The sequence below is a fragment of the Citrobacter sp. Cf088 genome, from assembly GCF_030334295.1.
GTDB lineage: Bacteria > Pseudomonadota > Gammaproteobacteria > Enterobacterales > Enterobacteriaceae > Citrobacter > Citrobacter freundii.
This window is the reverse complement of the sequence record NZ_JAOWEE010000029.1, coordinates 28,184-43,065: the sequence shown is the minus strand read 5'-3', so window position 1 is coordinate 43,065 and position 14,882 is coordinate 28,184. Positions and strand designations below refer to the sequence as shown.

Genomic DNA, 14,882 nt, shown 5'->3' with positions numbered 1-14,882 from the left:
TCACGCGGGTACAGAAATGTAAAATCTATTCCTGCCGTTAGTAATTCACCTGAGAAGGCCCATCACTAATCCCACGATCGTTTTTCTCAGGCGTGGTGGATTGCGATTGCGGCTGAACGCTCTTGGTCGGAGGCGGCGCGGTTTTATCAGCTGGCGGGAAATAGAGCGGGCCTTTGAGCCCACAGCCCGTCAGGCTGAACAGAGTAAAAATGACAGCGAGTGGCTTTAACACGTTTTTCATTATTGATTGCCTGTAAAGTTCATGCTTTCTGTTTTCTATCATCGCAGGAGAAGGCGTAAAAGCAAGAGTTTGGCTAAAAACTGCATCGCGATTTATTCCACGTTATACTGCGGGCATCACGAAAAATAGGATAAGAAAATGAACGACAGTGAATTTCATCGCCTTGCTGACACCCTGTGGATGACCATTGAAGAACGTCTGGATGACTGGGATGGCGACAGCGATATTGATTGTGAGATCAACGGCGGCGTTCTGACCATCAGTTTCGAAAACGGCAGCAAAATTATCATTAACCGTCAGGAGCCGCTGCACCAGGTATGGCTGGCGACCAAACAGGGCGGCTACCACTTTGACCTGAAAGGCGACGAGTGGATCTGCGACCGAAGCGGCGAAACGTTCTGGGATCTGCTGGAACAGGCGGCAACGCAGCAGGCAGGTGAAGAGGTGAGCTTCCACTAAGTGTGATTGCCGGATGCGCTTCGCTTATCCGGCCTGGGAATCTCGCGCATTTGGAGGCCGGATAAGGTGTTTACACCGCCATCCGGCACTATGCTTAAGAGAAGTACTGCTGCAACTGCGGCGCGTCGTTGTCCTGATTGACGGGCGGAACAGCGCTAATCGGCTGGGTGCGGAACGGAATCACCTGCGCGCGCCCGTCGGTTTTCACAATCTGATAGAACTGCGGCAGGTTAAAGTTGATGAAGCTGGAGCCGTAGGTAAAACGATCGTGCGACGATGAGTAGAAACGGCTGACGTCGCGTACCAGTTCCTCTTTACTACCTTCGCAGTGGTGATACACCTCAGCCCGATTGCTTTCGTCCAGAATGTAGATATTAAAGCCCTGCTCATCACCCGTTTCTTCGAAAAAGAACTGAATAATCCCTTCACTGGCAAAACCGTCTACCACCGACGGCAGTTTCACATGGTTGGTCTCAACCTGGACGGAAAGCCCGTGCAGTTTGTTATGTGAAATCGCGCCATAGAATTCAATCGCGTTTTCCAGCTTCTGCACCGAGACGTTCAGGCGCTCGAAGAACAATCCCCACGTCTGGCCGGAAACACGTAGCGCTTTGAAACGTCCGGTTTCCTGACGGGTGCTGGAGAGGCGTAATTCAATGCACTCAGACACCAGTTGCTGAACGCGGGTGCGAATTAAACCGCGCAGATGCTGGCTATAGCAGAAAACCTCGACGCTATCTGGCGGCGCGGCATCCTGGTGCATTTTGCCCAGAATCGTTTTTAACGCTTCAATCATCGCCTGCTCGCCGTTGAAGTGCAGCGTACGCACTTCATTCCACGAGTTGCGGTACAGCAGGTCTACGCTACCCACCAGGCATTTTTGCTCTTCACCAAAACTGAAGACGTCCAGCTTACGGAAATCAAAATGCACCACCTGATTGCGAAACGCTGCCGTCGGGTCATATTCGAGGTTAACGATAATCGCCAGATGGCGAATTTCGCATGGGCTATAGAGCGCTTTCGGCGTTGGCGCAGGCAGTCGCAGCGGGAAGTGGTGCGACACATCGGCGACCATTTCCTGCAGCTTCGGCAAATCAACAATGCCGTTGCCCTTAATAAACAAATGCGTACGCGAGGTCAGCAGGCCATTGAACCAGGCCCACGCCACCAGCTTATTGAGATAGCGGTTATATTCCAGCGGCTGATGGCTGATGATCGAGTCCATGTTAGGCGCGCGGTTGTAGAGATACCAACCCGAACGGTTGGCACGACCCGGCGGTACATGGATAAAGGTCAGATTCGGTTCCGAGAGATCCGGAGATATCTGCGGGTTCACCAGCGTGACCTTACCCGGCAACGCTTCAAACGCAGCATACAGCTTACGGGTCAGCACACCGATATCCTGCGGACTGGCGCTGACGCTGAGGTTATTGCGCCGCGCAAAGCGGATCAGGTTACGATAGCTCTGCATCATCGCATCGAGCAGTTCGTTATGCGCTTCACGTACCTGGTCAATCTTCCAGTTAGCGCGGTTATCCAGCATGGTCAGACGAGTGTCATCCCAGCCCCACTCTTTCACTAACTGACTTAATACTTCACGACGCCAGCCCACGCAGGCGCGCTCACGGCTCAGCTTCTCGCACACTTTTAAGTAGAAACATCGACGTACTAAATCCAGGCGCGTCGGATCTTCGATCGCCGTGAGGTACTCGGTAACGCGCTCCAGCATCATGCAGTAAGGGTCGAGACCAAAAGAGACGATCTCGCCGTCATGCAAGCGCTGTTTAATGTCTTTCGCCAACAGTCGTGGGTTGGGATATTCCCAGGAATAGGCTTCCAGCAACAGCGTTTTCAGTACCGCTTTGTACGGGGAGTCGATACTCTTGTACAACTGCCAGAGGCTGGCGCCAAAGTACTCTTCGGCGGAAAGCGAACTGAGTCCGCCGAGATCCAGCCATTCGTTTGGCGTTAACACCCCCTGTGCGTAGAGCGTCATGACGTAATCGTCGTAGTGCTCTTCTTCGTCGCCCGGCACCATATTCCACAGAATACGTTTACCCGCGAGGCGCACAGCGGTGCGATAGAATTCATCCAGCAACAGGATATGCTGCGTCGAGCCACAGTCTTCACCACCCAGACTGCCGCTTTCATTGTGACGGAAACGGTTTTCGTCAATCAGGAAGAAACTGACTTCCACGCCCAACGAGGCCGCCCAGCTTTCCAGCAGGCTACATTTACGCTGCAGCAGCTGGCGCTCTTCGCTATCCAGCCAGGATTGATGGCAGACCCAGATATCAAGGTCAGACGAACAACTTTGCCCTACCGAAGAGGTACTGCCCATCGAGTAAACGCCGGTGATCGGCAGTTCGCCCTTCGGCGGGTCCTGCGGCGACATACCGCGGTACAGTTCCAGTTCGTTCAGGTAGTGGCGTTGGGTTTCATCAGGCGTGTAAAGGCATATGCCTTTGGGAACGTTACCATCAAGGTAACCCGGCATCAGCGGATGGTGGTAGTGCAATAATGTCGGCAGCAGACTGTATACCTGCTGGAAAGCAGGTCCCATGGCAGCAAGCGCGCGATCCACACGCAGTTGATTTATGGCATCCAGTCTCTGTTTCAGAGTCTCAATATAGAGGTACAAGACGTATCGCCTGATGTTGCATCCGTCATGGCGTCGATAGCGGCGGCGCAAACGCTCACCACCCTCGTCATCAGTCCGGATAAACCGTATGTCAAAAATAACCGTTACCTTTTTCCCCTGCACTTTTATTAGTTACAGATGAAAAAATGGTCTAAAACGTGATCAATTTAACACCTTGCTCATTGACCGTAAAGAAAGATGCGCTACATACCAGTGTAGCACCGTTCGTTACGTGTAAATTCCTTCATACGGTCGGGAGGTTTTTCTCGTCATTATTCACTGACAGTGATGATGCAGCGCCTTTTCCTCTCACTTACGTTTGAGCGTAACGCTGACATCCCTTTGATAAGGATGTTAGGATGGTCAATGATTGATAATGACGGTAACAAGCATGTTAGACAATGTTTTGAGAATTGCCACACGCCAAAGCCCCCTTGCGCTCTGGCAGGCACATTATGTCAAAGACGCCTTAATGGCAAACCACCCAGGTCTGATCGTGGAACTGGTTCCTATGGTAACCCGTGGCGATGTGATCCTTGATACCCCGCTGGCGAAAGTCGGAGGGAAAGGGTTGTTTGTTAAAGAGCTGGAAGTCGCGCTGCTGGAAAAACGCGCCGATATCGCCGTGCATTCCATGAAGGATGTGCCGGTTGAATTCCCTGACGGTCTTGGACTGGTCACCATTTGCGAGCGAGAGGATCCGCGTGATGCTTTCGTCTCAAATAAGTACAACACGCTGGATGAACTCCCCGCAGGCAGCATCGTTGGGACATCCAGTTTGCGTCGCCAGTGCCAGTTGGCGAAGCGTCGCCCGGATCTCGTCATCCGTTCGCTGCGCGGCAACGTAGGCACGCGCCTCAGCAAACTGGATAACGGCGATTATGACGCCATTATTCTGGCGGTCGCTGGATTAAAACGTTTAGGTCTTGAGTCGCGAGTCCGTACCGCTCTGCCGCCGGAAGTCTCCCTGCCCGCTGTCGGACAAGGCGCAGTAGGCATAGAATGTCGACTGGATGATATGCGCACTCAGGCGCTGTTAGCGCCGCTCAACCATGAAGAAACCGCGCTACGCGTCAAAGCAGAACGCGCCATGAACACCCGCCTGGAAGGGGGATGTCAGGTACCTATTGGTAGCTATGCCGAAATCATCGACGGTGAGATTTGGCTACGTGCGCTGGTCGGCGCGCCAGACGGTTCACAGATGGTATGCGGAGAACGTCGCGGCGCCACACAGGATGCCGAACAGATGGGCATCTCTCTGGCAGAAGAACTGCTGGAGAACGGTGCGCGCGCCATTCTGGCTGAAGTTTATAACGGAGAAGCACCCGCATGAGTATTCTGGTCACCCGCCCGTCTCCCGCTGGGGAAGAGTTAGTGAGCCGTCTGCGCACACTGGGGCAGGTGGCCTGGAGTTTTCCGCTCATCGAGTTTTCACCTGGTCGGGAACTGGCAACGCTTGCTTCCCGACTGTCGGCGCTGACGGAGAACGATCTGGTCTTCGCCCTCTCGCAGCACGCCGTTACCTTTGCAGATGCCGAGCTTCAGCAGCAAGAGAAAAGCTGGCCATCCCTTCCGCAGTATTTTGCCATTGGCCGTACAACGGCGCTGGCGCTGCATACTGTTAGCGGCTTCAATATTCACTACCCTCTGGATCGGGAAATTAGCGAAGTCTTGCTACAATTACCTGAATTACAAAATATTGCGGGAAAACGCGCGCTTATATTACGCGGCAACGGTGGCCGTGAGCTGATAGGTGAAACCCTGACGGCACGCGGAGCCGATGTCGATTTTTGTGAATGTTATCAACGCAGTGCAAAATATTACGATGGTGCAGAAGAAGCGATGCGCTGGCAATCCCGTGGCGTAACCACGGTGGTCGTCACTAGCGGAGAGATGCTACAACAGCTCTGGACGCTTATTCCACAGTGGTATCGTGAGCACTGGTTACTACGCTGTCGGCTGCTGGTCGTCAGTGAGCGTCTGGCGCACCTCGCCCGGGAACTGGGCTGGCAAGATATTAAGGTCGCTGATAACGCCGACAACGATGCGCTACTACGCGCATTACAATAACTCTCATAATGGGATGCCATAATGACGGAACAAGAAAAATCCTCCGCCGTGGTTGAAGAGACCAGGGAGGCCGTGGAAACCACGTCACAGCCAGTTAATACTGAAAAAAAGAGTAAGAACAGCACGGCGCTGATTCTGAGCGCTGTGGCGATTGCTATTGCGCTGGCAGCAGGCGTTGGGCTGTACGGCTGGGGGAAACAACAGGCAACAACACAAACAGCAACCAGCGATGCGCTGGCGAACCAGCTGACGGCACTGCAAAAAGCGCAGGAAAGCCAGAAAGCTGAGCTGGAAGGCATTATTAAACAGCAGGCAACGCAGCTGGATGAAGCCACTCGCCAGCAGGCCGCGCTGGTCAAACAGCTTGATGAAGTCCAGCAAAAAGTCGCCACCATCTCCGGCAGCGATGCTGGAACATGGCTGCTGGCGCAGGCTGATTTCCTGGTGAAACTGGCTGGTCGCAAATTATGGAGCGATCAGGACGTCACTACCGCCGCGGCGCTGCTGAAAAGCGCCGATGCCAGTCTGGCAGATATGAACGACCCGAGCTTAATTACCGCGCGACGTGCGATTACTGACGATATCGCGAGCCTCTCCGCGGTGACTCAGGTCGACTATGACGGCATTATCCTGAAAGTGAATCAACTCTCTAATCAGATCGATAACCTGCGTTTGGCCGACAACGACACCGACGATTCACCGATGGACTCGGACAGCAGCGAGCTTTCCAGCTCGATTAGCGAATGGCGTGTCAATCTGCAAAAAAGCTGGCAGAACTTTATGGACAGCTTTATCACCGTGCGCCGTCGTGATGAAACTGCCGTACCGCTGCTGGCACCGAACCAGGACGTTTACTTACGTGAAAATATCCGTTCCCGCCTGTTAGTAGCGGCCCAGGCCGTGCCGCGTCATCAGGAAGAGACATACCGCCAGGCGCTGGAAAATGTCTCCACATGGGTGCGTGCTTACTACGACACCGACGATGCAGCGACCAAAGCGTTCCTTGAAGAAGTAGACCAACTGAGCCAGCAAAGCATCAGTATGGATGTCCCGGAAACGCTGCAGAGTCAGGCTATTCTCGACAAGTTAATGCAGACCCGCGTACGTAATTTACTGGCGCAACCTGCCACAGCACCGGTAGCAGCAGCGCCAGCGCCTTCGACAGACGCTCCGGCAACCGCGCCGCAAGGAGAATAATGATGCTAAAAGTATTGTTGCTCTTTGTGCTGTTGATCGCCGGGATCGTCGTCGGTCCGATGATAGCCGGTCATCAGGGCTATGTGCTGATCCAGACGGATAACTACAATATCGAAACCAGCGTGACGGGCCTGGTGATCATCCTGATCGTCGCCATGGTCGTCCTGTTTGCGATTGAATGGCTGTTGCGCCGAATTTTCCGCACCGGCGCACATACCCGTGGGTGGTTTGTGGGTCGTAAACGTCGTCGCGCCCGTAAGCAGACTGAACAGGCGCTGCTCAAACTGGCAGAAGGTGACTATCAGCAGGTTGAGAAGCTGATGTCGAAAAATGCCGATCATGCAGAACAGCCAGTAGTGAATTACCTGCTGGCGGCAGAAGCGGCTCAGCAGCGCGGTGACGAAGCTCGCGCCAACCAACACCTTGAGCGTGCTGCCGAACTGGCGGGAAATGATACGATCCCGGTAGAAATCGCTCGCGTTCGCCTGCAACTGGCGCGTAATGAAAATCACGCTGCACGCCACAGCGTAGACAAACTGCTGGAAGTAACGCCACGTCATCCGGAGGTGCTGCGTCTGGCTGAGCAGGCCTACATTCGCACCGGCGCATGGAGTTCCTTGCTGGATATCATCCCATCCATGGCAAAAGCGCATGTGGGTGATGACGAGCACCGCGCCATGCTGGAACAACAGGCATGGGTTGGCTTGATGGATCAGGTCCGCGCCGATCAGGGCAGCGAGGGGCTGCGTGCATGGTGGAAAAACCAGAACCGTAAAACTCGTCATCAGGTTGCTTTGCAGGTAGCAATGGCTGAACATCTGATTGAGTGTGACGATCACGATACGGCGCAGCAGGTCATCATTGATGGTTTGAAACGTCAGTACGATGACCGTCTGGTGCTGCCGATCCCGCGTCTGAAAACCAATAATCCGGAACAGATAGAAAAAGTGCTGCGCCAGCAGATTAAAGCCGTGGGCGATCGCCCGTTGCTGTGGAGTACACTGGGTCAGTCGTTAATGAAGCATGGGGAATGGCAGGAAGCCACGCTCGCCTTCCGTGCCGCTCTCAAACAGCGCCCGGATGCCTATGACTACGCCTGGCTTGCTGACGCGCTGGACAGACTGCATCAGCCGGAAGAAGCCGCCACCATGCGTCGTGATGGCCTGATGTTGACGTTGCAGAACAACAATCCCCCGCAGTAACTCCTGAATGCCCGGTAGCGCTTTCGCTTACCGGGCCTACATATTTTTCAATCGTATACACAAAATCATTCGAGAAGCAGTTCGAAGGATTTTGTGTATGCATAAAAAAACGCCCGCTCGGTAAGTAGCAGGCGTTAAACAGGTCTGTATGACAACATAAATGGGTGCTTCACTCAACGTTATGTCCATGGTGTTTGATGAGGCTACGCGACATCTGTCTGTGGACGATAAGCACCGTAAATGGCTCTGCATCATTCCTGAGTTTATGAGGCCAGAGGGCGAACATAAGAGATGGAATGAGCATCTACCCGCATATTATTGCACAAGGCATGCCACGATTGCACTGCAAAAACCAGGTATTCGGACTTTTTAAGACATCAGGTAATTCGCGGGAATAAAGGCTGAGAAGGGAAAATCAGAAAACAAAAAACCCCGCCGAAGCGGGGTTCAAAATTGGTCGGCGAGAGAGGATTCGAACCTCCGACCCACTGGTCCCAAACCAGTTGCGCTACCAAGCTGCGCTACTCGCCGTTTTACTGCTTTTTGAATTTTTAGTTCAATTCTTTAAGTCGTGGTGCGAGGGGGGGGACTCGAACCCCCACATCCTAAGGACACTAACACCTGAAGCTAGCGCGTCTACCAATTCCGCCACCTTCGCATTTCACAACTTTAAATTAATGGGGTGGCTAATGGGATTCGAACCCACGACAACTGGAATCACAATCCAGGGCTCTACCAACTGAGCTATAGCCACCACTGCAAATCTTTTACGCGGTATTAAAACCACCGCAGCTCTGGCACCCTACTAAATGGTGCGCCCGACAGGATTCGAACCTGAGACCTCTGCCTCCGGAGGGCAGCGCTCTATCCAGCTGAGCTACGGGCGCTTAGCGCCGTTGCGGGGCTGGATATTACGGAGGTCTCGGTCTTCTGTCTAGTGCTTTTTTAAAATAAATTATCGTTTGGTCATGGTTTGTGCGTTTTGTCGCTTATTCCCGCAATTTATGGGCTGTGCCATGACGATTCAGACCAAAAACCTTATAAATGAACGTCACGGCCAACAAGAAACCCATGCCAACAAAAAGCGACATTCGGGTATCTTCATTAAAGTACATGCCAATTAATACGCAAATCAGGAACGCCATCGTCAAATAATTCGCCCACGGGAACAGAATGGAGCGGAATGGATGACTGGCAATCGCCGCTTTATGCGCCTGACGGAAACGCAGCTGGCTTATCAGGATCACAAACCACGGCACCATCCCCGGCAACACGCTGGCGCTATAGACATAAACAAACACGCGCTGCGGATTGGGAATGATGTAGTTCAGGCACGAACCAATCAGCAGGATCGCGATAGAAATGGCCACGCCGGCAACCGGTACGCCATGGCGAGAAACTTTCCCAACAGCGGCGGGGAGCTGGCGATTCTTGGCCAGCGCGTAGAGCATACGCCCACAGCTGTACATGCCGCTGTTACAACCCGACAGCGCCGCCGTCAGGACCACAAAGTTAATAATCCCCGCCGCGGCGGTAATACCAATCTTGGCAAAGGTGAGAACAAACGGACTGCCGTTGCTGCCAATTTCATTCCACGGGAAAATAGTGACGATAACAAAAATTGCGCCAACGTAGAAAATCAGGATACGCCACAGCACTTTACCTACCGCGCTGCGCAGCGTGACCTGTGGGTTCTTCGCTTCACCTGCAGTAATGCCGATCAGCTCCACGCCCTGGTAAGAAGCCACGACAATACACAATGCCGTCAGGAAACCCTTCCAACCACCGGCAAAGAAACCGCCGTGTTCGGTCAGGTTGCCAAAGCCGATAGCCTGACCGCCATTACCAAAACCGAAGAAAATCACCCCTAACCCAATGACGATCATCACAATGATGGTGGTCACTTTGATCATGGCAAACCAGAACTCAATTTCACCATACAAGCGAACTGCGGCGAGGTTCGCCAATGCAACCAATCCGACCGCGACCAGTGCGGGTATCCATTGCGCCATTTCAGGGAACCAGAACTGGACGTACACCCCGATGGCGGTAATCTCTGAGATCCCCACCGCCATCCACATAAACCAGTATGACCAGGCGGTGAGATAGCCAAAGAAGGGGCTCATATAACGGTGAGCGTAAACAGCGAATGAACCGGCAACCGGCTCGAGGAATAACATCTCCCCCATAGAACGCATAATGAAAAATACGAACAGCCCGGCGACGATATACGCCAGCAGAACCGAAGGTCCCGCCCATTTCAGGGTACTGGCGGCCCCCATAAACAGCCCGACGCCAATAGTGCCCCCGAGGGCAATTAATTCGATGTGACGAGCCTCCAGCCCACGCTGTAGCTCAGGTTTGTTCTCGGCCATAAATCCTCTTGTTGTGTTTGCATACTGTCCGGTATTACCGGTTCTCGTTATGGGTACATCTTGTTATGTCATAACAGGCCATACGACACCGACCGCTTAGCGGTTGGCGTCAAAACTCCACGGCACTGGAATGATTGTTGCGAATGGTTTCCTAAAATCGCTTAAATGGCAATTAAAGCATTCAAAAAATGAATATATTGTGCGAGAAAGCAGCGATTATGTTGTAAATAAGTAGCGTAATTAGCAGATCACGCTACTTATCAGAGGAGAGAGGGCGTCAGAGGTTGCCGGTATAGTGCCAGCGGAGATAGCGTAATAAGCGAAGTTGTCGAGTAATACGGCTCGGTTGCGACAATAAGCGATACAGCCACTCCAGCCCCAGATTTTGCCAGATTTTAGGCGCACGCTTAACGTGACCGGTAAAGACGTCGTAGGTGCCGCCCACGCCCATATACAGCGCGTCGGGGTGAGTCTTGCGGCAATCACGCATAAAGATCTCTTGTTTCGGCGAACCCATCGCCACCGTCACAATTTGCGCGCCGCTGGCGTGAATACGCTCAAATAACGCCTGACGCTGCTCTGGGGTAAAATAACCATCCTGGCTACCCACAATGTTCACACGCCACTGTGCACGTAGTTTTGCTTCTGTTTGCGCCAGAACTTCAGGCTTGCCACCAACCAGGAAAACAGGCGTTCCGTTTTGCCCAGCTCGCGCCATCAGCGCTTCCCAAAGGTCAGCACCGGCCACACGTGAAATCTGCGCCTGCGGGAATTTTTTGCGCACCGAACGCACCACGCTAATCCCATCCGCATATTTGAACTCCGCGGCGTTGATCAGCTCCCTCACTTCAGGATTATCTTCTGCTGTCAGCATTTTCTCAGCGTTGATAGCCACCAGCGTTCCTGACCTGAGGTGTCCTTCGGCAAACAGGTAATTCAGCGCATGTTGCATATCGCGCCAGCCAATCAGTTGTAATCCGCGCAGCGAATACAGCGGCGCAGTTGTGTTATCTGTCATTACGATCCTTCAATTTGTGTCCGGGGCAGCGACTTGATTCGTTTATGGATGAGTCCTGCGCTATCGAATAGCCAAAACAGCAGTTTTGCCATCAGTAGGCAAACGCCAAAAATCACGAGGAAAAAGACCACTCGCGAGACAAACGAATCCAGCCCTTCACGTGCCAACACGATCATATTGAAAATGGCGCCAAAACAGAAACTGTGCAAAATCGCCGCCTTATAGCGATTGGTTTCTTGGTTACCTAGCTCATACAGCCAGTCGAACCACTTGATAATGAGTCCAACGACAATCGCGCCTAATGGTATAAAAAGCGCCCCGCCCATCACCACCAGTGAACCAATTAACGTCGGCGAAATCGCCAGTCCTGAGTGGTTGTTCAACACTTCCCAGGTAAAGTAGTTCGCTGAGTTGAGTACAATACTCGGCCGCCCAGGCCACAGCCAGGAAGGAATAAAGACGTAGAAGTCACGGACGATCGGCGCCAGCCCCTGGAACTCAATATTGTGGTAATTCTGCAGCAACAGCGCCAGGTTCTCCCACGGCGAGAAGGTGTCGCGCGTAAGGTACAGGAACGTATAGAACGCCTCATCGCCGCTAACGCTCATTCCGTAGCGCTTCAACGCCAGCCAGAACATCCCGACAATACCCAGCACGCCTGCTGCGACCAACATCCACAGCGAAATCCAGCCGCGAATAATGCCGATAAACAAGAAGATGGCAAACGCAATGATGATATTGGCGCGCGTCCCACCCACAATCATATAGGTCAGCAAACCAAACGCGACGGTGCTCACCAGGAAGAACAACCACGCTTTGCTGTCCTGACGCAAGAAATAAACGACCAGCATGGCCGGAATGAAGAAGTAGAAGAAACGCTTCAGAGCGACCCCAGAGACTTCGCTGGAAAAAATCTGGCTATAGGATTGCAGTCTGAACAGCAGGAATCCGTTGTGCATAAAGAAGACGCCCACACTCACCAGCGCAATCGCCATCAGGATAACCCAGGTCAAATGGGCTTCAACGCGATTGATGGTAAACAGCGGCCTGCGCGGCTTACCCTCTACTCGCTTACGCAATCGTGTTTTATACGTCACGTAGTAGACGGCATAGAAACAGGCTGCTGACAGCAAGGCCTGCAGCAGGATCTCCGGCGGAGCCACTGCCACATCAAAGCGGAACACCAGGATGCTGGTTAACGGGAATCCGAAGAAGAACGTCAGCAAGAACAACAATGAGAAGAAAACATTGAAGTTAAAACGTACGCGGCGGAACTCAAACCAGGTCAGCGTGGCGATAAATAAGGTAGAGAGCAGCCAGACTACCAGCAGACCGCTGAATTGCATCAGGCTCATACGGTTTCTCCTGAAGCAATGCGCAGCGCGTTATACCACGGCTGCAGATAATTCGGGCTAAAGAAGGTAATCGTGTTTTTATCTACCGATGCCAACTGGCGCTGCGCTTCACGTACGACGCCTTCATTGAGATCATCCGTGGTAAATAACACTGGAAGATTCTGTTCCACCATATCCTGCCAGAAGGGATTTTCACGGTTGAGCACGCACGGGATACCCGCCTGGATCAGCAAACACAGGGTACCGATCCCCTGCTGCCGGGCAAAAATAAAGTAACCCAAATCGCATTGCCGCAATAATGTTAGATAGGCATCAAATTCCAGCTTTTCACTTAAAATTTGCAGATTATCAGCGCTAAATAATGCCATACCGGCCTGGCGAACCTCGTCGATATAGGCCTCATTATTGGCGGGGTAACCCATCGGCACAATCACGTTCACCGTGTCGCCGAACTGCTGATGGACAGCACGCAGCGCGGCAACATGCTCATTGCTGCGATCGCCAGAGTTGCCAACCAGCACCGTCATCTTGCCGCTGCGCTGACAATCATTGCTCATGTTATTGAGTGAAGGATCCATTCGCGTTGGGAAATAGAGCAACTCACCCCGTACATGCGGATGTTGCTCGGCGAAATAACGTAAATCGCCCCGAGTGGCAAATACGCAGCCCACGCGGTTCTGCGCCATGCGGCGAATCGGGTAAAACAGGCGGAATTTCAGCCCACTGGAGACTTCGTATAAATCAGCACCCCAGATATGCCAGTAAAACTGCGTCGGTTTAATTCCCCCGCTCAGCAGCGCCAACCACAGGCTGGTGTTGAACTGACCGTGGAAGAAGAATCGCTGTTGGCGATTCGCTTTTGCTTTCGCAATAACTGCTTCGGCTAACGCTTTTTTCCCGCTGTAGAAACTCAGCGATAACGCCGGGCAGCTCTCACTGAATCCCGCATCCTGACCGGCAACCATAAACGTGCGCGCGTGCTCGCTCGTCGCGGCAAGCGAGTCGTTGAAAAACCGCAGCACGGTTTGGTTATGGTGAGGGATATCCGATCCCAGAACGTGAATCAGTACAGTCATGCCCGCCTACGCCAGAGTAAAAACACGCCACAACAAAGAGAAAAATAGACGATGTACGTTGCCATATAAGCCTGTGCCGCTCCCAGCGCACCATGTGCAGGGATCAGCCAGTGAGCAAACACCGTCAATAACATGAACTGGCTAATTTCAGCCAAAATATAAAACCGCAGTGATGCTTTCGCGATCACCAGATACCCAAAGACATACGCCCCAACTTTTAGTACATCGCCAACCAGTTGCCAGGCAAACAGATCGCGCATGGCGGTGAATTTTGCGGAGAAAAGCAGCCAGATAGCAAAGTCACGCAGTAGCCAAACGGTAAAGCTCGCAGCGGCAACTGCAGGTAACACGAACTTCAGCGACTTAACCACCTCGCGCGTAATGTCGCGCTTTTCAGTCAGTCGCGACAACGTCGGCAGCAAGTAAACGCTGAATGAAGCGGTAATGAATTGCAGATAAGCATCAGAGATACTGCTTACCCCCTGCCAAATCCCCACATCATCCCAACTGTACTGCGCCGCCAGCAGGTTTCGCATCATCACGTATGCCACAGGCAACGTTACGGAGGTAATCAGCGCCATCAGCGTAAACTTGCTTAGCTGTCCAGCCAGACCGTTATCCCACGAGGGTTTCAGGTAATGCAGAGGAATCGCCCCGCGCTTAATCAGCATAATAGCGGCAGGGATAACGACCAACGCGGGCACTAATGCCAGACCCAGCAAAGCGCCTTCATACCCTCCCAGGCGATAACAGCCATAATAAGCCACTACGCCCACCAGACTGCCCACAATCAGCGACAGCGCGTTACCCGCCGCATCGCGAAACCCCTTCATCAACGCCAGCAGCAGATTCGCCCAGGCAATGCCCATCTGCACCAGCGCAACCAGTCTTACCAGCCCCTGATAATGAGTATGACCAAACAATCCCTGACTGATTGGTGCGGCCGCCAGCAGAAAAATCACCGCCATCAGCGTAGAGAATCCCAGCACCATCGCGGAAGATGTACCGACGACCTTGCGGAGCCGGGTCGGCTCGTCATGGTGCTGCGCAACATATTTCGTGACGCCGTTGAAAATGCCGGCCCCCGCCAGGACACCAAGCACGGTGACCATCTGGCGGAAGTTACCCGCCTGCCCCACGCCTGCCGGGCCAAACGACACCGCCAGCAGCTTCACGACCAGCAAACCCGCACCAATTTTTACCAGCGTACTGGCTGCCGTCCATAAGGACGCTTTAGCAAGCGACATT

At 53.1% G+C, this 14,882-nt stretch carries 12 protein-coding genes and 4 tRNA genes; 5 read left to right on the top strand and 11 right to left on the bottom strand.

The window, feature by feature from the left end; translation table 11 throughout:
* Positions 1-37: 37 nt before the first annotated feature.
* Positions 38-241 (bottom strand): LPS translocon maturation chaperone LptM, encoded by a 204-nt coding sequence (gene lptM, locus OGV71_RS02260; protein ID WP_003017937.1) that lies wholly within the window; start codon positions 239-241, stop codon positions 38-40.
* Positions 242-379: 138 nt separating this feature from the next.
* Here lptM and cyaY point away from each other — a divergent pair, with 138 nt between their 5' ends.
* The gene (gene cyaY, locus OGV71_RS02255; protein ID WP_003017943.1) at positions 380-700 is read left to right on the top strand and encodes an iron donor protein CyaY; all 321 of its coding nucleotides are present in this window, start codon (positions 380-382) and stop codon (positions 698-700) included.
* 94 nt (positions 701-794) lie between these two features.
* On the opposite strand, the gene cyaA is transcribed toward cyaY, so the two are convergent.
* The gene (gene cyaA / locus OGV71_RS02250) at positions 795-3,341 is read right to left on the bottom strand and encodes a class I adenylate cyclase (protein WP_003017946.1); all 2,547 of its coding nucleotides are present in this window, start codon (positions 3,339-3,341) and stop codon (positions 795-797) included.
* Positions 3,342-3,732: 391 nt separating this feature from the next.
* Here cyaA and hemC point away from each other — a divergent pair, with 391 nt between their 5' ends.
* Genes hemC through hemY form a run of 4 tightly spaced genes read left to right on the top strand, consistent with a single transcriptional unit; the run spans position 3,733 to position 7,810 of the window.
* Positions 3,733-4,674, top strand: coding sequence for a hydroxymethylbilane synthase (hemC, locus tag OGV71_RS02245; protein ID WP_003841203.1), 942 nt, complete (start codon positions 3,733-3,735; stop codon positions 4,672-4,674).
* Positions 4,671-5,411, top strand: a complete 741-nt coding sequence (hemD, locus tag OGV71_RS02240) for a uroporphyrinogen-III synthase (RefSeq protein ID WP_003017952.1) — start codon at positions 4,671-4,673, stop codon at positions 5,409-5,411. The genes hemC and hemD overlap by 4 nt, the downstream gene beginning before the upstream one ends.
* 21 nt (positions 5,412-5,432) lie before the next feature.
* Positions 5,433-6,608 (top strand): uroporphyrinogen-III C-methyltransferase, encoded by a 1,176-nt coding sequence (gene hemX, locus OGV71_RS02235; RefSeq protein ID WP_003017955.1) that lies wholly within the window; start codon positions 5,433-5,435, stop codon positions 6,606-6,608.
* A 2-nt stretch (positions 6,609-6,610) separates the two neighbouring features.
* On the top strand, positions 6,611-7,810 hold the full coding sequence (gene hemY / locus OGV71_RS02230) for a protoheme IX biogenesis protein HemY (RefSeq protein WP_016151234.1): 1,200 nt from the start codon (positions 6,611-6,613) through the stop codon (positions 7,808-7,810).
* A 454-nt stretch (positions 7,811-8,264) separates the two neighbouring features.
* Here the strand turns inward: hemY and OGV71_RS02225 are convergent.
* From OGV71_RS02225 to wzxE, 9 genes are all read right to left on the bottom strand, one after another.
* Positions 8,265-8,341: transfer RNA gene (locus OGV71_RS02225), tRNA-Pro, on the bottom strand.
* A 41-nt stretch (positions 8,342-8,382) separates the two neighbouring features.
* A tRNA-Leu gene (locus tag OGV71_RS02220) sits at positions 8,383-8,468 on the bottom strand.
* Positions 8,469-8,488: 20 nt separating this feature from the next.
* Positions 8,489-8,564, bottom strand: a tRNA-His gene (locus tag OGV71_RS02215).
* Positions 8,565-8,620: 56 nt separating this feature from the next.
* Positions 8,621-8,697 (bottom strand) — tRNA-Arg (locus OGV71_RS02210).
* A gap of 102 nt (positions 8,698-8,799) precedes the next feature.
* Positions 8,800-10,185: a bifunctional threonine/serine APC transporter ThrP gene (thrP, locus tag OGV71_RS02205; protein WP_003841199.1), complete on the bottom strand. Its 1,386-nt coding sequence runs from the start codon at positions 10,183-10,185 to the stop codon at positions 8,800-8,802.
* A 277-nt stretch (positions 10,186-10,462) separates the two neighbouring features.
* The gene (gene wecG, locus OGV71_RS02200; RefSeq protein WP_200055323.1) at positions 10,463-11,203 is read right to left on the bottom strand and encodes a lipopolysaccharide N-acetylmannosaminouronosyltransferase; all 741 of its coding nucleotides are present in this window, start codon (positions 11,201-11,203) and stop codon (positions 10,463-10,465) included.
* Positions 11,203-12,558: an ECA oligosaccharide polymerase gene (wzyE, locus tag OGV71_RS02195; protein ID WP_003017967.1), complete on the bottom strand. Its 1,356-nt coding sequence runs from the start codon at positions 12,556-12,558 to the stop codon at positions 11,203-11,205. Before wzyE ends, wecG begins: the two co-directional genes overlap by 1 nt.
* Positions 12,555-13,634 (bottom strand): TDP-N-acetylfucosamine:lipid II N-acetylfucosaminyltransferase, encoded by a 1,080-nt coding sequence (locus OGV71_RS02190; RefSeq protein ID WP_054528917.1) that lies wholly within the window; start codon positions 13,632-13,634, stop codon positions 12,555-12,557. Before OGV71_RS02190 ends, wzyE begins: the two co-directional genes overlap by 4 nt.
* A complete protein-coding gene (wzxE, locus tag OGV71_RS02185) occupies positions 13,631-14,881 on the bottom strand; it encodes a lipid III flippase WzxE (RefSeq protein WP_204583139.1) in 1,251 nt (416 codons plus the stop codon). The genes OGV71_RS02190 and wzxE overlap by 4 nt, the downstream gene beginning before the upstream one ends.
* Between the last annotated feature and the right edge of the window lies 1 nt (position 14,882).